The sequence below is a fragment of the Pseudomonas sp. S44 genome (assembly GCF_016624805.1).
Classification (GTDB): Bacteria; Pseudomonadota; Gammaproteobacteria; order Pseudomonadales; family Pseudomonadaceae; genus Aquipseudomonas; species Aquipseudomonas machongensis.
Map to the genome: position 1 here is coordinate 197,310 of NZ_JACVTY010000003.1, position 19,720 is coordinate 217,029.

16 protein-coding genes are annotated in these 19,720 nt (G+C 66.3%); 1 reads left to right on the top strand and 15 read right to left on the bottom strand.

What is annotated here, in order from left to right:
• The first annotated feature begins 10 nt into the window (after positions 1 to 10).
• Complete coding sequence (locus tag IAE40_RS05015; protein WP_200602770.1) at positions 11 to 1,393, top strand: NAD(P)-binding domain-containing protein; 1,383 nt, start codon at positions 11 to 13, stop codon at positions 1,391 to 1,393.
• Positions 1,394 to 1,423: 30 nt separating this feature from the next.
• Here the strand turns inward: IAE40_RS05015 and IAE40_RS05020 are convergent, their stop codons facing one another.
• From IAE40_RS05020 to tagH, 15 genes are all read right to left on the bottom strand, one after another.
• Positions 1,424 to 1,855, bottom strand: coding sequence for a hypothetical protein (locus IAE40_RS05020; protein WP_200602771.1), 432 nt, complete (start codon positions 1,853 to 1,855; stop codon positions 1,424 to 1,426).
• On the bottom strand, positions 1,855 to 2,316 hold the full coding sequence (locus tag IAE40_RS05025; protein ID WP_197890335.1) for a hypothetical protein: 462 nt from the start codon (positions 2,314 to 2,316) through the stop codon (positions 1,855 to 1,857). The genes IAE40_RS05020 and IAE40_RS05025 overlap by 1 nt, the downstream gene beginning before the upstream one ends.
• Positions 2,316 to 3,230 (bottom strand): hypothetical protein, encoded by a 915-nt coding sequence (locus IAE40_RS05030; RefSeq protein WP_054891242.1) that lies wholly within the window; start codon positions 3,228 to 3,230, stop codon positions 2,316 to 2,318. Before IAE40_RS05030 ends, IAE40_RS05025 begins: the two co-directional genes overlap by 1 nt.
• Positions 3,231 to 3,340: 110 nt before the next feature.
• Positions 3,341 to 4,264, bottom strand: a complete 924-nt coding sequence (gene tagQ, locus IAE40_RS05035) for a type VI secretion system-associated lipoprotein TagQ (RefSeq protein ID WP_054891241.1) — start codon at positions 4,262 to 4,264, stop codon at positions 3,341 to 3,343.
• Between the two features lie 72 nt (positions 4,265 to 4,336).
• Positions 4,337 to 6,115 carry a formylglycine-generating enzyme family protein gene (locus IAE40_RS05040; protein ID WP_200602772.1) on the bottom strand — a complete coding sequence of 593 codons (1,779 nt, stop codon included), beginning with the start codon at positions 6,113 to 6,115 and terminating at the stop codon, positions 4,337 to 4,339.
• Positions 6,108 to 7,316: an FtsX-like permease family protein gene (locus IAE40_RS05045; RefSeq protein WP_200602773.1), complete on the bottom strand. Its 1,209-nt coding sequence runs from the start codon at positions 7,314 to 7,316 to the stop codon at positions 6,108 to 6,110. Before IAE40_RS05045 ends, IAE40_RS05040 begins: the two co-directional genes overlap by 8 nt.
• Positions 7,316 to 8,020, bottom strand: coding sequence for an ABC transporter ATP-binding protein (locus tag IAE40_RS05050; RefSeq protein ID WP_054891238.1), 705 nt, complete (start codon positions 8,018 to 8,020; stop codon positions 7,316 to 7,318). The genes IAE40_RS05045 and IAE40_RS05050 overlap by 1 nt, the downstream gene beginning before the upstream one ends.
• The gene (locus IAE40_RS05055) at positions 8,020 to 11,010 is read right to left on the bottom strand and encodes a serine/threonine-protein kinase (protein WP_200602774.1); all 2,991 of its coding nucleotides are present in this window, start codon (positions 11,008 to 11,010) and stop codon (positions 8,020 to 8,022) included. The genes IAE40_RS05050 and IAE40_RS05055 overlap by 1 nt, the downstream gene beginning before the upstream one ends.
• Positions 11,011 to 11,018: 8 nt before the next feature.
• Complete coding sequence (locus IAE40_RS05060) at positions 11,019 to 11,738, bottom strand: PP2C family protein-serine/threonine phosphatase (RefSeq protein WP_065863914.1); 720 nt, start codon at positions 11,736 to 11,738, stop codon at positions 11,019 to 11,021.
• On the bottom strand, positions 11,735 to 12,397 hold the full coding sequence (gene tagF / locus IAE40_RS05065; RefSeq protein WP_112899385.1) for a type VI secretion system-associated protein TagF: 663 nt from the start codon (positions 12,395 to 12,397) through the stop codon (positions 11,735 to 11,737). The genes IAE40_RS05060 and tagF overlap by 4 nt, the downstream gene beginning before the upstream one ends.
• A complete protein-coding gene (gene tssM / locus IAE40_RS05070) occupies positions 12,394 to 15,900 on the bottom strand; it encodes a type VI secretion system membrane subunit TssM (RefSeq protein WP_200602775.1) in 3,507 nt (1,168 codons plus the stop codon). Before tssM ends, tagF begins: the two co-directional genes overlap by 4 nt.
• Entirely contained in the window at positions 15,897 to 17,204 is a 1,308-nt protein-coding gene (locus tag IAE40_RS05075; protein WP_063541553.1) for a DotU family type VI secretion system protein, read from the bottom strand. Before IAE40_RS05075 ends, tssM begins: the two co-directional genes overlap by 4 nt.
• Before the next feature lie 6 nt (positions 17,205 to 17,210).
• Complete coding sequence (gene tssK, locus IAE40_RS05080; RefSeq protein WP_054891233.1) at positions 17,211 to 18,545, bottom strand: type VI secretion system baseplate subunit TssK; 1,335 nt, start codon at positions 18,543 to 18,545, stop codon at positions 17,211 to 17,213.
• Positions 18,546 to 18,560: 15 nt separating this feature from the next.
• Entirely contained in the window at positions 18,561 to 19,058 is a 498-nt protein-coding gene (gene tssJ, locus IAE40_RS05085; protein ID WP_153773938.1) for a type VI secretion system lipoprotein TssJ, read from the bottom strand.
• A 48-nt stretch (positions 19,059 to 19,106) separates the two neighbouring features.
• Positions 19,107 to 19,720: type VI secretion system-associated FHA domain protein TagH (gene tagH / locus IAE40_RS05090; RefSeq protein ID WP_200602776.1), on the bottom strand; the 614-nt coding region annotated here is incomplete at its 5' end.

The window sequence follows — 19,720 nt, forward strand, 5'->3', positions numbered from 1 at the left end:
GGACTTTTTCATGACCACTCGCGTCGCCATTATCGGCGCCGGCCCTTCCGGCCTGGCGCAACTGCGTGCCTTTCAATCTGCCCACGCCAAGGGCGCGGCCATGCCCGAAATCGTCTGCTTCGAAAAGCAGGCCGACTGGGGCGGCATGTGGAACTACACCTGGCGCACCGGCCTGGACCAGCACGGCGAACCGGTACACGGCAGCATGTACCGCTACCTCTGGTCCAACGGCCCGAAGGAATGCCTGGAGTTCGCCGACTACAGCTTCGATGAACATTTCGGCCGCCCGATTTCCTCCTATCCGCCGCGCGAAGTGCTGTGGGACTACATCCAGGGCCGGGTGAAAAAAGCCGACGTACGCCAGTACATCCGCTTCGACACCGTGGTCAAGGACGTACGCTTCGACAGCGCCAGCCGCACCTTCACCCTCACCGCCCACGACTACGCCAATGGCCAGCGCTACGAACAGGTATTCGACTACGTGGTGGTCGCCAGCGGGCATTTCTCCACACCCCAGGTGCCGTCATTCCCAGGCTTCGAGCGCTTCTCCGGACGCATCCTGCACGCCCATGATTTCCGTGATGCACTCGAGTTCGCCGGCAAGGACGTGCTGATCATCGGCAGCAGCTACTCCGCCGAAGACATCGGCTCGCAGTGCTACAAGTACGGCGCGCGCTCGATCACCAGTGCCTACCGCACCCAGCCCATGGGCTACAAGTGGCCCAAGGGCTGGGAAGAGCGGCCGCAGTTGCAGCGGGTCGCCGGCGACCGCGCGCACTTTGCCGACGGCTCGAGCAAGCGCGTCGATGCGATCATCCTGTGCACCGGCTACCAGCATCACTTCCCGTTCCTGCCCGACGACCTGACCCTGCGCACCGGCAACCGTCTGTGGCCGCTGGGCCTCTACCAGGGCGTGGTGTGGGAGGCCAACCCGCAGCTGATGTACCTGGGGATGCAGGACCTGTGGTACAGCTTCAACCTGTTCGACGCCCAGGCCTGGTTCGTGCGCGACGTGATACTCGGCCGCATCGCCCTGCCCGACCCGGCCGCCATGCGCGCCGACAGCGAGCACTGGCGCGCCGAGGAAGAGGCCTTGCAGACCACGGCCTCGATGTACGAATTCCAGGGCAGCTACATCGCCCGCCTGATCGAACAGACCGACTACCCGCGCTTCGACATCGACGCGGTGAACCGCATCTTCCTCAAATGGAAGAACGACAAGAAGCACGACATCATGGGCTACCGCGACCGCTCGTACCGCTCGGTGATGACCGGCACCGCCTCGGTGCCGCACCACACCCGCTGGATCAAGGCGCTGGACGATTCGCTGGAAGAATACCTGCGGGAAACGGCGGAGCCTGGGGACGTGAAGGTGCTGCGACCGGAGCGTTGAGGCGAGAAAGGCGTTTACGGGCCCGGCGCTTCAGCGCCGGGTTCTGGCCTGCCGTAGCTCGACGAGCCGTCTGCGCATCTCCCTGTGCCGCTCGCTGTTGAACACCAGCAGTGCCAGCAGTGGCAAGAGCAGGATGGCAGCCAACAACATGAAATGCAGGCCGTTGCCCAACAGGCTCAGGGCGATCAGCAGCGCCATCAGCGGTACTGGCAAGACGGCCCACATTGCCCATCCATACCCACGAATCATCGCCAAGTGACCCAGGCACAACAGCGCCGCCAGTGCTGTACTCGAAACCATCGTGTAGACGGGATTATCCGGATGGCTGCGCCAATGCTCGTCGATCCACATGGCAAGAACCAATGCCACCGAGAGCACACAGGTGAAAAAGCCCAACAGGAACGTCGGGAAGTAACGACGCATGAATGCGTGAAATTCAAGAGGGCGTTGATACTCGCCCATCATCGAGACCGTCGAACTTTGGGGCGCTGGGCCTTTGAGGCTCTATCGGCTTGACGCTTGTGTCGATACTCGGCAAGTAGCACGCGCATCTCTCGGTATTTCTTGCTGTTGAGTACCAGCAATGCCAGCAGCGCGACGACTATGATGCTCAGGAAGATCCCCATGTGCGGCCTGAACCCATAGGTCGGCAACAGGAAAACCACGGAGCCGATACAAAGGGCGGCGACCATCCATACCCCCCAGTCACGACCTCGCACTACGGCCGCATGCGCCGTGACCAGCGTCACCACCAGCACACCAAGGCTGAGCGGATAGTTGATCTCCCGGCTGCAGTCACGGCAATAGGTACTCCATACCAAAGAGAACGTCCCGGCCATGGCGTACAGCGAGAGAAAATACCCCGCCAGGAACACCATGAAGTAGCGATCGAGAAACTTCTGAAGGTCAGGGTGCCGACTCATTACTCGAACTCCTCATAGAGCCCCAGAGCGATGCTCTTGGTCTTGTCCTGCACCGTCCCGCTGCCTACAAAACCGATGGAAGCGCCAAGCGAATCCTTGATCAGTGTTTGAGTGGCGTGCTTGATCTGCGTGGGCGTGTGACGCTTGATCAGCTCGCCCGTGCTCTGTTGCAGCTTGAGTTGCTTCGCGGTGAGCGAAGGATGCTTGATCGACAGCAACTCGCGGGTGAGAGCGCTACGCTGCTGCCGGCTCAATGAACGGGTCAGGTCGAGCCAGTTGGCGCCCGTGGCAGCCTTGCGCACCTGCAGGAAGCGTACAGTCGTGAGGGCCGAGCTACCGACGCCGAGCAGCGATATACCGTCGAGCAACGGTGTGGCGGCCCTGTACCAGGCCTCCTGATCCATCGCATCATTGGCTGACGGGTCGTTGACCTCGTTGACCGTTCTGACAACACCGATAAAGCACTGTGCGGTACTGGCGGTTGCTGCTGCATATCCGGCAGCGGTAAGCGCGAGGCTCACACCGCCGGAGAAGGGGACGGCGATAGTGCCGCTGAACATGACGACCCAACCCAGGATCGCACCAGCGCAGGAGAGCGTGGTGCCTACCGCCTCCTTGACCACGCGCGACTCACGCGGGTTGGTCTGCAACTGGTTCATGAATTGCTGGGGCGCAATGTAGCGAGGCGCCTCGCGCAGGATGATGCGCTTGGGCTTGATACTGCAGATGGGCTGAAACTCGCGCAGCACGATCACGTTGTAGTCGGCATCGATATACACGACACCCGCACCGACGATGCCAGGGTCGGCATCGATCGCCTTGAACAGCTTCTGCTGGTCGATGCGCCCCTGCAGGCGCTGCTGCGCCAGAAATTGCGAGGTGTTGGCCAATTCGTTGACCAGAAGGTCTTTCATGAATACGTGTCCTTACTCAGCTACAGGCTGGCCTGTCCACAGCACAAAGCCGCTCCCTACCGAAGCGGCCTTGCGTCGCGAAAGGGGCGCGATGCACCCCTGCAATCCCATCAAACGTTCGGGCAAGGCACCGGTGCCCAGTCACCCATGTCCGGGTTGCGGCACATGCTGTTGACCTGGTCCACGCCCGCCTTGGCGACTTGCTGGGCCTCGGCTTTCTTGCCGGTGGCGTTCTGCAGGGTCTTCTCGGTGGCGACTGCTTCGGTCGGCACTTTGGTGTTGGTCTTGCCCGCAGCCTGGCCCTTCTTGGTGCCAGACTTGCTGGTCGCCTTCGGTGGCTGGACCACGGCCGCCACTTCCGAACGCTGCACGCCCACCTGCTTGAGGTCCTGCTCGTAGGCCTGGGTGTAGTTGTTCAGGTTTTCACCCAGACGACCGTTGACGGTGCCGAGCAGCTGGTTCGACTCGTTCAGGCCGGCAACGATCTCGGCCAGGCGCTTGCGGCCTTCGGTATCGTTGATGCGGTTGGCCTTGCGGTTCTGGATCAGGCTGGCGAATTCGCGCTGGTAGCAGGCCTGGGACGCCTTGGCGTACTGGGTGGTGCGGTCCAGGTCGGCGGCACTCTTGTCGATGTCGGCGGCGTAGGAAGCGATGCGCTGCTTGTCGTCGCTGATCTGCTTCTGGCGCTCGGTGTAGTAGCCCGCCGCACCACCGACCAGGGCACCACCGGCGGCGCCGATGGCAGCGTTGCGACCACGGTTGTCACCGTCCACCAGGGCGCCGGTCAGGGCACCGCCTACCGCGCCGAGCAGTGCGCCGGTGGCGACCGAGCGAGTCATGTCGCCGTCAGTGGAGCGCAGGTGCTGTACCGGCTCGTAGCAGTTGGGGTAGTACTCCACCTTGGTCGTTGCACCGATCTTGGAAACCGGCGAGCCGGCGCAGCCGGTCAGCAGGACGCTGCTGAAACCGGCAGCCAGCAGCAGGGCGGCACGGGCCTTGGAAGCGGTGATCAGGGAGGTGCGATTCAAGCGCATGGTCGGGTTCTCTCTCGGGTTGTGCTGATCCGGCCTGCTTCATGCGGGCCGGGGTCTTTTTTCAGGGTTTCTTCAAGGTCGCGGAGCAGCCGATGCCAGCAGCTCCTTGAGGATCGTCGCCGGGTCGGCCCGCCGGTTCTGGCGGTACTCCCCGACGTGGCGGACGAACAGGGTGGCGCGGGTCTCCAGGCTCTTGCCCAGCACCGGCTTGCGCTCGAGCTCTTGCTTGACCCGCTGGAACTGCGCCTGGATCACCGCGTCGGTGTAGCGCGTGCCGCTGGCCAGGTTGTCGATGTAGATCGCCAGCGCGCCGTCCAGTGCGCTGCGTCCGTTGGCGATGGCGGCGCCATACATGCTGGCGCTGGCCTGGTCGCCCGAGGCCTGGGCCTTGGCCTGGGTGTTCTGCAGGTTGGTCAGGCGGATGTTGTAGTTGTTGATGGTCTCGGCCACGAGGGCCGCCGACTGGATCAGGTTGCCGGCCGCTTCCTCACGCTGGCGGGCGATCAGCGAAACATTGCGCTTGAGCTCTTCGTTGACCAGACCCAGCTCGGCCTGCAGGCGCGGGTCGCTGGCGCCAGCGATGATGCCGTCCAGGCGCGTGGTCGGGTCATCGGCGGCATTGATGTCGTCGGTGAGGCCAGCCAGGCGCCCCTCTTTCTGCCACTGCTCGAACAGCTCCTGGTAGCGCGAACGCGGCGCCGACAAGGCACCGATGGCGACGCGGAAACCGGTGGTCTCGTTACGCTGCTCAGTGCCGTCGGCACCGAACAGCGGATACTCGCGGCGCATGCCGGTGAACAGCGTGGTCTCGCCTTCCAGGTAGTTGCCACCCTTGACCACGAAGCCGCCGTAGGCGCCCTGACGGCGACCAGCGTGCACCAGCTGGAACGACTCCTGGACCATTTCGGCGGCATTGCCGATCACATCGAACATCCCGAGCGGGTTGGGTTGCTTGGTCCCGATCGGCATCAGTCGCGCAGCCTGTCCGGTGCCACCCGCAACCTGGTTGAACACCGCCCAGTCGGCCAACGGCCCGTCACTGTCGCTGCCTTCGACCTTGCGCGGGAACAAACGCCCATCGAGCTCCTGGCGGCTGACCGCCGAACCGCCGCGGGCGGCGAACTCCCATTCCACTTCAGTGGGCAAGCGCACGAAACCGGTCCCGCCATCTTCGGCCTTGCTGCCCCGGCCACTGACCGGCAGCAACTCGCGGTGGTGCTTCATCAACCAGGCGCTGTACACCGCAGCGAAGCGCTCGGCCTCGAAGCGCGACAGCTTGACCTTGGGCAGGCGACCGGCGGCCTCGGTGACCGGTTCGCAGGCAGGCTCGGCCTCGCCGCTGGTCAGCGACTGAGCCTGGGCCATGACCTGGGCATACTGGCGCGCTGTCACCTCGTACTTGCCGATGAAATACATCATCGGCTTGAGCGGGCTGCCCGCCTCGACCTTGGGCAGGCTGGCGCCGACCTGCTTCTGCCAGGCGGGGGACAGGTCCTGCAGGCTGAACTGGCCATTGATGAAGTCGCGGCGATATCCGGAAATGAACGACTGCTTGTAACCCGCCTCGCCTTCGCTGAAGGGGTAACCCAAGTTGACCTCGCGGTCATCGAGGCTGCCTTGCGCCAGCACGTAGACATGCCGGAAGACAATCTCGCCGCCACAGGGCAGCGGCAAGCTGACGTCGTCGGCCAGGGGCTTGGGGTTGTCCAGCTTGCTGGTGGCGGCGGGGTCGGGCGTGGCGGTGTTGACCGCGGAGGCCTGGGGCTTGTCCTCGCCATCGGCGGGGGAGCAGGCCACAAGGCCCAGTGTGGTGACGATCAAGGCCGCTACCTTGAGGCGAAGTTCAGACATCACGAATTCCTTGCGAGGCGTCGATCCGCGCCACCCGCCAGCCACCCAGGGCGGCGGCAGCGGTGCTGGCCGCCAGCACGGCGAGCAGCGCGACGAGATAGTGCATGGGTAGCAGGTGAGCGGCGTATTCGCCGGGCACCTGCATGAACAGTCGGTTCAGGCCGTACTCGGCCAGGGCATACAACAGGGCCGCCAGCCCGGCGGCGAGCAGGCCGCTGTACAGCGCCTGCAACACCACGAACAACAGCAGCGCGGCGGTGCCGAAGCCCAGCAGGCGCAATACCGCCAGCTCACGCTGCTTGCGCTCGACCGCCGCCACCGCACCTGCGGCAACCGCCGCAACCGCCCCGGCCACGGCCAACGCGACGATGATCCAGAACACCAGGTCGAGATTGCGCCCGAGCGACTGCACCTGGGCGATCTGCGCCGCCTGGGTCGACACCAGCAACTGGCGTTCGGCGAAGAACTGGCGCAGCGGCTCGACGTCCTCGAGCGTGCGGGCATACAGGCGAAACGCCGGGTAGACCCGCGTCGCGTTACCGGCCTGCAGCTCGCCCGCCCAGTCCAGCGCCGGTACCGCACGCCCGTCGCGGTAGTCCTCGGCGGCCTCCAGCAAGGCCAGCGGTGCGAACAATGCATCGCGCTCGAACGCTGCCAGCGGCAGCACGGCACGCACGTGCAACGAGGTCTGGCGCCACTGCACCTCGCCCGCACGCTGGCGATTGAAACTGGCCTGCAAGTGATCGCCAGGACGGGCACCGAGCTTTTCCGCCGCGGTGAAACTCAGCACCACGTCGCGCAGGTCGGCTGCATCGGGGGCCACGGCGCCGTCGAGCAACGGATCACCGGGCGCGGTCGGCAGCATCTCGACCGTCACCCCACGCCCTTGTGCAGGTAGCAACAGCTCGGCGGTGGCGGCGATCTGGCGGGTGCGCGGGATGGCGAAGGCGACATCCGGACGCGCCGCGAGCCCGGCGATGAAATCGGCAGTGAAACGTCCCCCGCCCAAGGGAATGACCTCACGCACACTCGGGTCGCGCTGCAGACGCTCGGTCAGGCTGCCGATCAGGCCGAACTTCAGGCCGAACAGCACCAGCAGTGGCGCAATGACCGCCACCAGCGCCAGCACCGCGCAGGCCGACAGCCGCGCGTCGCTGCGGTAGTCCTGCCAGGCCAACCCGGCGATCAGCAACGGGCGCATCAGGCAGCCTGCCCCAAGGTCGCGATGACACCGCCTTCGGCATCGCGTCGACAGTGCATGCGCAGCACCCGCAGCCCGGCGTCGCGGGCCAGGGTCTCGTCGTGGGTGGCGATGATGCAGGTCACCCGATGCGCCTCGGCCTGGCGCAGCAGCAGCTGCATCACCCGCTCGGCATTGACCGGATCGAGCGCTGCAGTCGGCTCGTCCGCCAGCAACAGCGACGGCGCATGGGCCAGGGCACGGGCACAACTGACCCGCTGGCGCTGCCCTAGCGAAAGCGCCGCCGGACGCTTGTCCAACTGGTCGCTCACATCCAGCGCGGCTGCCAGGCGCTCGACGCCACCGTCGTCGGCCAGCCCCAGTAACTGACGCGGCAGGCGGATATTGCCGCGTACGTCGAGAAAGCCCAGCAGCCCGCCCGCTTGCAGCACATAGCCCAGGTGCCGGCTGCGCAAGGCGGCCAGCCGGTCGAGACGACGACCACGCCACAGCCCGGCGACATCCTGCACGCTACCCTCAAGTTCCAGGGTGAAGGCGTCCGCCGCATCCGGCGCCAGCACCAGTGCCAGCAGGTCGAGCAGCGTGCTCTTGCCGCAGCCGCTGGGGCCGACCAACGCCACCCGCTCACCGGCGCCCAGACGCAGATCGCCGATCTCCAGGCGGTAGCGCCCGCGCGTCTTGTGCACCCCCTGCAGACTGATCATCACGGCAGCGTCGACAGCGGGACACGGTACAGGGCGTCGCCCGGTTCGGCGTTGCCGAAGCGTACCCAGTTGGCCATGTCGTTGTGGAAGGTTTCGTAGAGGCGAATCTTCGAGTCGAGCTCGTCGATGAAGTCCTCCTGCTCGGCGACCGACAGCGACAACCACAGGTCCTGGGTCATGCTCAGCGACTTGCTGCGATACGGCAGGCCTTCGAGGTACTCACCAAGCACGCCGCCCTGAGCAAGGTTGGCGCCCTTGCTCAGCGCGCCCGGGTCGCGGCTCATGTAGGCACTGGCGCTGGCGATTTCATTGAAGAAGTCGCCCGGCGAGGTGCGCGTCTTGCGCGCCGCATCGACGATCAGTTTGAGCGACTGCTGCAGGTCGTTGAGCTGCAGCTTGGTCAGCATCACGCACACCTGCAAGGTCGGCAGCGCCGGGTTGGTCAGGTCACGGTCGGCGGTCCAGGCACTCACCAGTTGCGGCGCCTGGCTGGCGCTGCGGCGGCCGAGGAAGTCCATGTGCATGGCATAGCCCACAGCCTGGGTCTTGGCGGCGAGGCTGGAGCCGCTAGCGAGCAGCGGCACGGCCTGCGGCTGCTGGTTGCGCACCTGGTGAACCAGCTCGGCGAAGGTCGAACCGATCTCCTGCACTCGCGCGCCAAAGGCGTTCACATCGCCGCCCGGCACCCCCACGTAGAGGTCGCCGATACGCGGGTTGCTATCGGCGGTGAGCACGCGGTACTGCTGCTCGGCCGAGCCGTGATTCTTCACCCCGGCGGGGGTGCGCAGGTGCAGGGCGTAGATCTTGATCTGCTTGCTCAACGCCGCCTGACGCACCTCGGCTTCGTTCATCCGCGTACTGCTCTCGGGATCGCTCTTGCGCAAGGCGCCAGCATCGCTGACCAGCAACACGATGCGCCCGCCGTAGCCGGACCAGTCCATGCCCTCGACCGCCTGCATGACCCCGGCGAAGGCATCCTCGTTGAACGAATGGCTGGACACGGTGGTGGCCTTGACCTGCGACGCGGCCTTGAGAAAGCGCGCAGGGTCGCGGCCTTCATCGAGGGTAACCAGGGTCTTGCTCAGGTAGTCCAGGCCCGGTGTGCGCTTGACGCTGTTGCGAAAGCCCACCAGGCCGAAGCTGACGCTGTCCAGCTCACCGCGTGCCGCCAGTTGCTGCTGCAACTCGCTGACCACCTGGCGCACCCGGTCGATGTAGGGTTGCATCGACACCGAGGTGTCCACCACCAGCACGATACCGGTGCGGAAGCTGTTGTCGCCGGCGCCGGCAACACCTGCGGCCTGCGGCGTGCTGCCGGCCGCACTGCTGCCGGGATCGATCGATGCGATGTTGAGCAGTTGCACCGGCTGGCCGTCGGCGTCGAAGCTCTCGCGGTAATCGAAGATCGGCATCAGGTAGAACTGGTCCTGCGGCACCGCATTGGCCGCAGGCTCTAGTGCCAGCACACGCGGTACCTGAGCTGGGTCGTTCTGTGCCTTGAGCAATTGCGCGCGGGCCTGGGAACTGTCGTCGAGCAACTGCTGCACATCGTCGGGCTGACGCATGAACATCACCGGCGCACGGCCAGAGCGTTCGGTGAACTTGAGCACCAGGCTCTGCTTCCAGTCGCTGGTCTGCTCTGCAGGCAGCCAGCCTTCACGCGCACCATCGCTGGCAGCCCCGACCTGAACCCAGGCTTTGCCGTCGATATCCTTGCGCTGATAAACGTAGAGCACCGAGAAGGCCGGCAGGCTGTCACCGGCAGCGCCACCGGGGGTGTCGGCCAGGCGTGCGCCGGGCTTGGTCAGCACGCGCTGGAACAGGGTCTTCTTGCCCGCCATGAGCAGCGGGCGCTGATCGTCCTGCGAGGTGCTGGCGACAGGAGGTGGCGCGCTGGGTGGGGCCGGTGTCTGTACCACAGGTGTGGCGACGGCGGGTTCGTCGTGACCGGCGAACAACCAGTAGCCACCCGCCGCCAGGCCCAGTGCCGCTGCGATGGCCACCGCCAGCAGCGCCACCGCGGGTTTTTTCTTCGGCGCAACGACAGGCGCCGGGCGGCCTTGCTCTGGCTCACGCTGGACTGGCTCGGGTTGCGCATGTGCCTGGGGAATCTCGATGGACACTGGCGTCAACCCTGCGAGCTCGGGGGTTGCCGGGGGCACGATCAGTGGCCGGATCACCGTGCTCTGGTTGTCGTCGGCCGGCAGGCGATCCAGTGCCGCCAACAAGGCAGCGGCATCGGCGAAGCGTTCGTTGGGGTCCTTGGCCAGCAAGCCGCGCAGGATTTCCTGGTAGCGCCCATGCTCGATGGGCAACTCCGGCAGCGGCTCGGTCAGGTGCGCCAGCGCCGTGGACAGTGCATCGGTGCCGCTGTAGGGCAGCTTGCCCACGAGGATTTCGTAGAGCACCACCCCCAGCGCATACAGGTCGGCGCGCCCGTCGATCTCAAGCCCGCGCGCCTGCTCCGGGCTCATGTAGCTGGGCGTCCCCACCGCGAAACCGGCCTGGGTGAACTGGGTGTGATCGTCCAGGGACTTGGCGATGCCGAAGTCCGACAGCACGGCGTTGCCATCGGCACGGAACAGGATGTTGGCCGGTTTCACGTCGCGGTGCACCAGGCCCTGGGCATGGGCATAACCCAGCGCCTGGGCCATCTGGCGCACATAGACCAACCCTTGCTCCGGCGTCAGCCCGGCGGCGATGCGCTCCTTGAGCGTGCCGCTGGGCAGGTACTCCATGGCCATGTAGTACAGCTCGCCGACATTGCCGATATCGTGGATGGTGGCGATGTGCGGATGGGCCAGGCGCGCAAGGGTGCGGCCTTCGCGCAGGAACCGCTCGCAGAAGGTCGGATCGGCCGCCAGGCTCGCGGCCATCACCTTGAGCGCGACCTTGCGCTGCAATGAGCGCTGGGTGGCCAGGTAGACGCTGGCCATGGCGCCTTGGCCAATCTCGCCGTCGATGTCGAATCCGGGGATCTGCATGTCCATGATGTTCTTCAATTGGCCTTCACCACCACGGCGGTGATGTTGTCGGGCGCGCCTCGGGTCAGGCCCAGGTGGACCAGGCTGCGTACTATTTGATAGGGGTCGGCATGGTTGAGCACCTCGCCGATCTCGAGGTCTTCGGCGGTCTTGGTCAGGCCATCGCTGCACAGCAGGTAGGTGTCGCCAGGGCGCACCTGCAAGGCCACGGCCTGCAGTTCCAGGTGGTCCTCGACGCCGATGGCACGGGTCACGATGTTGCCGCGCGGATGCACCCGCGCCTCGGCTTCGCTGAGCAGGCCACTGTCCTGCAGTTCCTGGACGTAGCTGTGATCGTGGGACAGGCGCTCGATGCGCCCGCCGCGCAGGCGGTACAGACGGCTGTCACCGGCCCACAGGCCGATGGCCTGGTCGCCGCGTGCGGCCAGCACCACCACGGTACTGCCCATCATCGCTACGCCACGGCGCGCGGTTTCCTCACGGACCGTGAGGTTGACCCACGCCAGGCCGTCACGCACTTCGTCGGCGAACTCCGCCAGCGAGTCGAGCATCGGCAGGCGGCGCAGGCTGTCCACTGCCAGGCTGCTGACATAGTCGCCCGCCGCATGGCCACCCATGCCGTCGGCCACTGCCCACAGGCCCGCCCAGGTCAGGTCCAGGCAAGCGTCCTCGTTGATCTTGCGCACCATGCCGACATGGCTGTAGCTGGCCGCGGTGTACTGCAGGTCGGTCATGCGCGTGCGGCCTCGCTACCCAGAAGAAACCCAGCGAAATCCTCGCTGCGCGGCAAGCCCGGATAGCGCATCAGGCCCGGCGCGATCCGCTCCGAGCCCCTGCCCCACCACAGGCTCATGCCTTCGCAGGCGCACTCGGCCAGTGCTCGCTCCCGCCCTTCAGGCGTGGTCGCGGCCAGACGTTGCAACCCACCCACCGCAGGCGCGCTCGCTATCCCCTGTGGCAGCGGGGTGGTGCCGCGATAGGGCCGCACCGCATCCTCGAATGCCTCGAGCTGCGCACCTTCCTCCAGCGTGCCGAGCAAAGCCGCTTCGACCTGCTCGAACCACTCATCCGCCCCCACCACCGCAACCGCCACCGAAACCTGCGGCTCCAGCGCCTGCGCCACGGTCAGCGGAAAATACCGCCCGACGCGATCGATGCTCGGCATCACCACCCCGATCATCGCCTGCGGCCCGCACACGCCCGCGGCCAGGGCAAAGCGCCACAGCGGGCTGACCAGGTACGCCTGCAGCCACTGCTCGCCCAGTTGTCGCTGGCTGGCCTGGATACCTGCGGCCAGCCACTGGTCCCAGGGCTGGATGAAACTCTGTGGCAGGTCGCGGCTGACGAAATCACCGCGGCAGGCCATCTTTCCGTAGAAACCGACGTCGTTCACAGGCGCTCCGGCAGGCTGAAACCGCTGACCACTCGGCTGCGGAACGGGTTGAAGGCGCTGCTGGCACGCAGCTCATAGGACACGCTGGCACCGTCGACCCGCAGGCGCAGGCTGAAGCGCTCGGGCGAGGTGCCGGCGATCAGGTCGGACTGGTCGAGCAGGCGGAACCACGCCCACGGGCCTTCCAGCGTGAGCCCCGAGCGGCCACTGGCCGAAGGGGGCGAGATCGACAGGCGCACCACGCCGATGCTGTTCGGGTTCGGCCACTGCAACGACACCGGACGGCTCGGGCCGTGGTCATAGCTGACCTGTTGGCCATCGAGGTCGAGCATGAACTGGGTGATCGACGCATCCATCGCCACCGGCTTGAGCTCGAAACGCACGCCTGGCGTCAGGCCGCTGCTGTTACGGAAGAAGGCATCGCGGATGGTCGCGGCGCGCTGGAAGGTGTTGAGCACACCGGCATTGATCCCCAGCTTCTGCGCCGCCCCTGGCTGCCAGCTCCACGGCGACGTGGAGGTGTTGACGTAAGGCTGCAGGTATTTGCGGAAGTAGTTGTCCATCACCCCGCCAACACCGAAGAACTGGCCGAAGTCTTCCAGGGTCGCATCACGCGGGCTGCCGGCCGTCAGCGGGTAGCGCCCGCTGAGGGACTGGCGGTAGACGTTGACCACCTCGCTGGTCCAGGCGGCATTGAGCTGGTTGCGTACGCCACCCATGACGATGGCGTTGGTCGAGCCAACCACCGAGCCGACCAGGTTCTGCACCACTTTCGGCTGCCGCGCGGCACCGAGCGAAACCCTCTGCGAGGCAGCCTGAGCCTGGTTCTTGGCCTCGCCCAGCAGGGCTTCGCCACTGGCGCCGACCATCGCACTGACCTGCACGTACAGGGCATTGAGATCGGCGAGCAGACCGTCGATCGAGCTTGGCTGGCCTTCGCCACCTTCGACCAACTCGGCCAGTTCGGCGAAGTGTGCGGTCACAGGGTCCACCTCACGCGCACCTTGCTCAGTGCCCGGGATCGGCGTGTCGCCGAGCAGACCACCCAGGCGCTGGCGCAGTTGATCGACACCGGCCTGTTCGACCTTGGCCTGGGCCTTGTCGAGAGTGGTGGGCTGCTGCAGGTCGGTTTCCTTGGCCACCGCCTGCAACAGTTTCTTCATCGGCGAGGTAGGGCCGGACAATACCCGCAGCACATCGGCGGCCTGCCCGACACTGGTAATCGGCACAAAGTCCAGGTCGGCCAACAGCGCGTCCCAGTGGCGGATGTAGTCCTGGTAGTAGAGCTGGCGCACATCGTCCGCCAGGCGCTTGGCATCGCTGGCCTCGCTCAGCTCGCGACCGAGCACCCAGCGCTCTTCGGCGAGGGTTTCGCTGTGGGCGACGCTGGCGGCGAGAAACGCCTTGCGATAACCCTCGACAGTGAAGATCCCCGGCAGCGGCTCGGTCAGCGGCTTGCCACTCTTGCGCTGGAATACCAGCGCGGCATCACGTCCAGCGGCGTCGCTGATGCGAAAATCGCTGACGCCGGCCGGCAGCTTCTGCCGCTTGACCCGGTCATACACACGTTGCGCCACCGGCAACTGCTGCAACTGGCGGCGGGTGTCGTCGATCAGGCGTTGGTCGAGGCGCGCATTCGGCGGGCGCTTGTCGAACAGCGCCGCCAGGTGCTGTTCAAGTGCCTGGCGCTGCTCGGGAGCCAGATCGCGCGGCAGATGGCGCTCCCAGTCGAGACTGATCCAGGCCTTGAGGAAGTCCGCGTCGTAATGCTCGCCGTCGGCCAGCATCAGATAGGCCTTCAGGCCCTCGTACAGATAGTCGGAAGGACCGCCGGCGTACAGTTGCTCCTCGATGCGGGTGACCAGCCGCGGGGCGAAGATCGCGATCAACAGCTTGCGATAGACGCTGGTGGACTCGGTCTCCAGCATGTCGCCCTGGTACAGCCCGAGCCCCTCGGCCCAGGCCGGCGGATCGTCTGCCAGGCGGCGCACGGCGTTGAGCAGCGGCAGCACTTCGATCACCTCGCGCTGCGCCGGGCTCAGTTCCTGCACGCTTTTGCCCAGTGGCTTGAGGCGGCTGTCGACTTCGGCGATGTACTGCTGGTTGGCGCGGTAGCTCAGGGTCCACAGGGTGCCGACCACCAGCACCAGAGCCACGCTCAGCGCCAGGGCACCTCGGGTGATCCACTTGCGGCGCTGCTCGACCTTGGGGTTGCTGCCCACCAGCCCACGCTCGGCGAAGGCCACGGCGCTGAACAGCTTCTCGATGAAGTAGCTGCGTCCGGTGCCGGTCTGGCGCGCCAGGTGCGCGCGGTCCAGACCCATGCTCTGCGCCATGCTGCCGATCAGGCGATCGATGGGGCTGCCTTCCTGGGTGCCGCTGGTGAAGTACACACCGCGCAGCAGCGCCCGCGCCTCGAAGGCGTTGGGTTTGAACACGCCGTCGAGGAAGGTCTTGAGATTGCCGCGCAGTGCCGCGAACTGCTGGACGAAGCCATAGATCAGGTCGCGCCGCGCCGGGTCGCGCTCCTGCTGCAGGCGCTCGACCAGACGCTGGTTGAGGCGCTGCTCGAGCAGGCCGAACTCCTGGTCGAAGCCGGCCAGTGGACCGTCGCCCTGCTGCCCGTCATCCAGCGCGAAGGTCATGCCCCACACTTGCGCGCGCTCGTCCTTGCTCAGGTTGTCGAAGTACTCCATGAAGCCCGGCACCAGGTCGAGCTTGGTGAGCATCAGGTAGATCGGGAAACGCACACCGAGCTGGCTGTACAGCTCCTGGATTCGGGTGCGGATCGCCGCCGCATGGGCGGCGCGTTCGGCGTCGCTGCCCAGCAGCAGATCGGACAGGCTGATGGCGATGAACGCCCCGTCGATGGGGCGACGCGAGCGCTGGGTCTTGAGCAGGTCGAGAAAGCCCAGCCAGGCGGCCTTGTCTACCTGCGCATGGCTGTCCTGGGTGGTGTAGCGTCCGGCGGTATCGAGCAGCACCGCCTGGTCGGTGAACCACCAGTCGCAGTTGCGCGTGCCACCGACACCACGGATGGCGCCCTCGCCCAATTGTGCCGCCAGCGGGAAATGCAGCCCCGAGTTGACCAACGCGGTGGTCTTGCCGGAGCCCGGCGGGCCGATGATCACGTACCACGGCAGCTCGTAGAGGTTGCGGCGCTCGTCACCGCCCAGGCGCGCTTTCTTCAGCAGCACCAGGGCCTCGTCCATGCGTTGGCGCAGGGTCGCCAGCTCTTCGGCGGTGGCCAGGCTCGCAGGATCCGGCGCAGTTTCGGCGGCCAGGCTCTCCATCACTTTGGCGGCTTGGCGACGCGCCTGGACGATGCGCCAGGTACGGTAGGCAATCCACACTGCGAACAGCAGGACGATCAGAATCCAGCGCGGCGCCGGCGGCGCCAGCACGTCCAGCAGTGGCCCGACGAACCAGATGATCAGGCTGAGGGCGATCAGCCCCAGCACCGGGATCACCCAGCGAATGACAAAACTGAAAAACGCCTTCACTCGACGCCCTCCGCCAGTACGGTGATTTCGACCCGGCGATTCTTCGCCCGGCCCTGTGCGGTGTCGTTGGAGGCCAGCGGCTCGGTGTCGCTCAGGCCTTGCGCGCTGAAGCGCTGCGGCTGCCCGGTGCGCGCGGCGAGCATTGCCTTGACCTCTTCGGCGCGGGCCTGGGACAGCGCCCAGTTGGAGGGGAAGCGGATCGTGGCGATGCGCTGGTTATCGCTGTGGCCAGTGACGCGCACGTTGCCCTTCACCTTGGAAACCGCCTCGGCGATACGCAGCATCAGCGGCTCGAAATCGCCCTTGATACTGGCGCTGGCAGACGCGAACAGCTCGTCGCCACGAATGGTCACCACCGAACGGTCGACCGCATCTTCCACCGAGACCCGACCGGCCTTGATGTCATCGGCAAGGAAACCTGCCAGGCGCGGGCGCTCGACCGGCTTGGGCTGCACCACCGGGCGGTCCATGGCCTGTACCGGGATTTCACCCAGGGCATGGATGCCGCGAAATACGGGTTCTGCATCGGAGGCCAGCTTCAGGCGCAGACCGAACAGCAACAGCAGCAGCAAGGCCAGGGCCACCGCGAGCCCTACCCAGGGCGGCACGAACTGGGTCAGACGATCGCGGCTGACCGAGACGCCGCGCCAGTGCGGGGATAATTCGCGCTCGATCTCCCCGCGCGCACTGCGCAGGGTCGCAGCGGTACGCTCACGCAGCGCCTCGAGCTGCGCACGCCCCCCGTTCATCACCCGGTAGCGGCCCTCGAAACCGAGGCTGATGCACAGGTACAGCAACTCCAGCAGGTTCAGACGCTCGCGCGGGCTCTGCAGGCAATGCTCGAGCAACTGGAAGACCTTTTCACCACCCCAGGCTTCGTTGTGCACGGTGATCAAGAGGCTCTGCTTGCCCCAGTCGCTGCTGCTGCCCCAGGGGGTGCTGAGCACGGCTTCATCGAGGGCGGTGCACAGGGCATAGCGCGCCAGCAGCACTTCGTTGCGCGGTACACCGCCAGCCTCGGCGCGCTCCTCGAACTGGCGCAGGTAGGCGAGCAGCTGCGCGCGCAGGCTCGCCGGGGCTGGATGGGCGATGGTATTGCGCAGTCGTGTAAGCATTGCCAGCAGCGGACCGGCCGCCTGCTCCAGCGGATTGAGGCCCTTGCCCTGGCCCGGCGCCAGCGGCTCGGCCGGTACGCTCAGCGGCGGTGGTGCGGCCTGGGGTGCCGCCGTCGGCTGCGGGCCTCGTCCGCCCGGGCGAGGCATGAACTGGGTGCGGTCGTTGGCCTGCGGATCGTCGTGCTGCATCGCGGCTTATCCTCGAATGGCCCAGAAGGCCAGGTTCAGGCCAGGGAACTCGCCAGCGACGTAGAAGGCGAAACCTCCCGAATGTTGCAACTGCTTCCAGTGCTCGCTGCCGCGGTCGAGTTCGAAATAGGTGGAACCTGCATGGAACGGAATCTGCCGCGGCGCCACCGGCAACGGGAGCAGGCCGATGCCAGGCAACTGCAGATTGACCAGGTCGCGGATGTGCTCCACCGAACCGATCTTGCTCTGCTGGCCGAAGCGGCTGCGCAAGGTCTCGCCCGGCACATCGGCGCGCACCACGAGGATGAAACTGGCGCTGTCCAGCAGGCTGCGATCGGCGAGCATGGCCACGTGCACGCCGTAGGCTTTCTCGACGATCGGAATAGCCACCGCCTTGCTGTCGATCAGCATCGACAGCGCTTCACGCAGCGATGCCATCAGCGGCTGGAAGGTCGCCGCAAGATCATCGTGCTGGTACACCGGGAAGCTCTCGGGGCGACGCCCCTCGCGGGTGAAGGTGGCGAACTCGCCTGCCAGCGCTACCAGTTCGCTGTACAGCCGCTCCGGGTGCAGCGGGCTGAGCTGGCCGAGGTGCTCGATCAACGGCTGTGCGCGGTTGACCAGTTGCAGCAGCATGAAGTCGGCAATTTCCGAGGCGCCGCCATTGGCCGAGGCCACCACCCGCCCGGCCAGTGCCTCGCCACGCTGGTGCAGCAGCCCCAGCAGCTCACTGCGAAAATTCGACAGCGGGTTGCTGGCCGCCACATCCAGCAGCGGCGGGATGTAGCTGTCGTCCAGCACCAGGGCCCGGTCGGCACGCTTTTCCCGGATGCGCACCACACCCAGCGCGGCAAAATCGCCCAGGCCATCTTCCTCACGCAGCAGGCGCAGCGCACGGCCTCCCAGGGCCAGGGGTGCGCGATTCTCGAACGGCGCATTGTCGTCGCGCACTTCGCTGACCCGCGCCACATAGCGCGCGCCGTCCAGCGCCTCGCCTTCGTCGACGGTGTCGCGGGCACCGGCACGCTTGAGCGGCAGGCCCAGGTGAATCACCCCGTCGCGCAGGTCGTCGGGAATCTCCAGAGGCGCCGGTGGCAGGTCATCACGGGGAATATCGAAGGGCGTGCCGTCCGGCAACAGGCCACGGGCACTGAGGATTGCCAGCTTGCCCTGGGCCAGCAGGCCCTGGTCGACCAGCAGCTCGGAAAAGCCCCAGGCCGCGCTCGACAGAGGGCGGCTGCGGGCATCGATGAAGTTTTCCAGATAGCGGTCGTGCTGCTGGAAGTGCTGGGTCGTGATGAACATGCCTTCCGACCAGACCACACGATTGTTCCAGGACATGGGTTCTCCGTTTGCCTAGCGGGCAGGCACAGGTTGTGGGGTGGCCACGGCGCTGCGCACGGCGCGCACATCGAGGCTGATCTGGTAATCGCGAGGCGGGACGGCCAGCACGCTGCGCCACTGCGCACGGTCGATCTCGCGGTAGCCGACCACCAGGCCGACCTGGCGCGTCGCCGGGTTCAGTGGGCGATCCAGCTGCAGTTGACGACCGGGCTGCAGCAGTACTTCGTCCTGGTCGATCAGGTCGGCGCCCAGCGTGGCCTGCGCCCGTTCGGCCAGGGCAAAGTAATCGGCGCGCTCGAAGGCGGCGGCGTTCTTCAGCTCGTAGATGCGCACCCGCACAGGTGCCGGCGTGCCATCGGCACCGGGGTTGAGCCCGGCGGCGGCGCTGAAGTACAGGGTGACGCCTGGCTCTGCCGGCTCAGCGTCGGAGCTCGGCACCACCGACGCATCCTTGCTGCAGGCACTGAGCAGCACGAAGGCCAGGGCTGCCATCAGTCTTGTTGCACTCATCCTCGTCCTCATGACGTATTGGTGTTCTTCCTGCCTTGGGCATCAGCCTCAAGAGCGTTGCAGTCGGGCGTTGTGTGCCTCGTAGGCACGGCTGAACTCGCGGCCGAACAAGTCCTGGAAATCGTCCTGGGCTTCAGCTGATATCTGCCCGTACAGCTCGGTGAACTGCTGCCAGCAATGGGCCTGGCGCGAGCCGCCGAATACCTTCGACAGGCCTGTGGCCGGAGCCAGGCGAGCCTCCAGCCGGGCGGGCTCGAAACGCGTCAGCACGTGCTTGATCGCCGCCTCGACGCCGGCCATGACCGCCAATTGGTGGGCGCGCAGGTCATCGAAACTGTCGCGTACCGCCTGGTCGGCGGGCATGAACGCCTGGTTGCCCTGGCGCAGCAGCAGCAACAGCGCCTCATCGGCGTTGGGGGCGAACTTCAGCGGGTTGTTCTGCACCGGCGCGATGGTGGTCTGCTGCATGCGGAACTCGCCCTTGAGGCTGCTGCGCGCGCGCAGCACGTCGATCAGGCCCTCGACCATCAGGCGGTAGCTACGGCCCACCGCCTCCATCTGCGCTGCGGCATCGCCAGCGTCGATGCGCAGGTGCTCGATGCCCGCACCGCGCAGGAACGCCTGCAGCAGTGCCTGGTCGGGCATGGCCTGGGTGGGGGGCG

What these genes read in the sequence shown, in the direction of transcription:
- IAE40_RS05020 (WP_200602771.1), bottom strand. Translation starts at nt 1,855, where the DNA reads ATGGGCGAGTATCAACGCCCTCTTGAATTTCACGCATTCATGCGTCGT.
- tssJ (WP_153773938.1), bottom strand. Translation starts at nt 19,058, where the DNA reads ATGAGTGCAACAAGACTGATGGCAGCCCTGGCCTTCGTGCTGCTCAGT.
- tssK (WP_054891233.1), bottom strand. Translation starts at nt 18,545, where the DNA reads ATGTCCTGGAACAATCGTGTGGTCTGGTCGGAAGGCATGTTCATCACG.
- IAE40_RS05050 (WP_054891238.1), bottom strand. Translation starts at nt 8,020, where the DNA reads ATGATCAGTCTGCAGGGGGTGCACAAGACGCGCGGGCGCTACCGCCTG.
- IAE40_RS05030 (WP_054891242.1), bottom strand. Translation starts at nt 3,230, where the DNA reads ATGAAAGACCTTCTGGTCAACGAATTGGCCAACACCTCGCAATTTCTG.
- IAE40_RS05025 (WP_197890335.1), bottom strand. Translation starts at nt 2,316, where the DNA reads ATGAGTCGGCACCCTGACCTTCAGAAGTTTCTCGATCGCTACTTCATG.
- IAE40_RS05075 (WP_063541553.1), bottom strand. Translation starts at nt 17,204, where the DNA reads ATGCAGCACGACGATCCGCAGGCCAACGACCGCACCCAGTTCATGCCT.
- tagQ (WP_054891241.1), bottom strand. Translation starts at nt 4,264, where the DNA reads ATGCGCTTGAATCGCACCTCCCTGATCACCGCTTCCAAGGCCCGTGCC.
- IAE40_RS05040 (WP_200602772.1), bottom strand. Translation starts at nt 6,115, where the DNA reads ATGTCTGAACTTCGCCTCAAGGTAGCGGCCTTGATCGTCACCACACTG.
- IAE40_RS05045 (WP_200602773.1), bottom strand. Translation starts at nt 7,316, where the DNA reads ATGCGCCCGTTGCTGATCGCCGGGTTGGCCTGGCAGGACTACCGCAGC.
- IAE40_RS05060 (WP_065863914.1), bottom strand. Translation starts at nt 11,738, where the DNA reads ATGACCGACCTGCAGTACACCGCGGCCAGCTACAGCCATGTCGGCATG.
- IAE40_RS05015 (WP_200602770.1), top strand. Translation starts at nt 11, where the DNA reads ATGACCACTCGCGTCGCCATTATCGGCGCCGGCCCTTCCGGCCTGGCG.
- IAE40_RS05055 (WP_200602774.1), bottom strand. Translation starts at nt 11,010, where the DNA reads ATGGACATGCAGATCCCCGGATTCGACATCGACGGCGAGATTGGCCAA.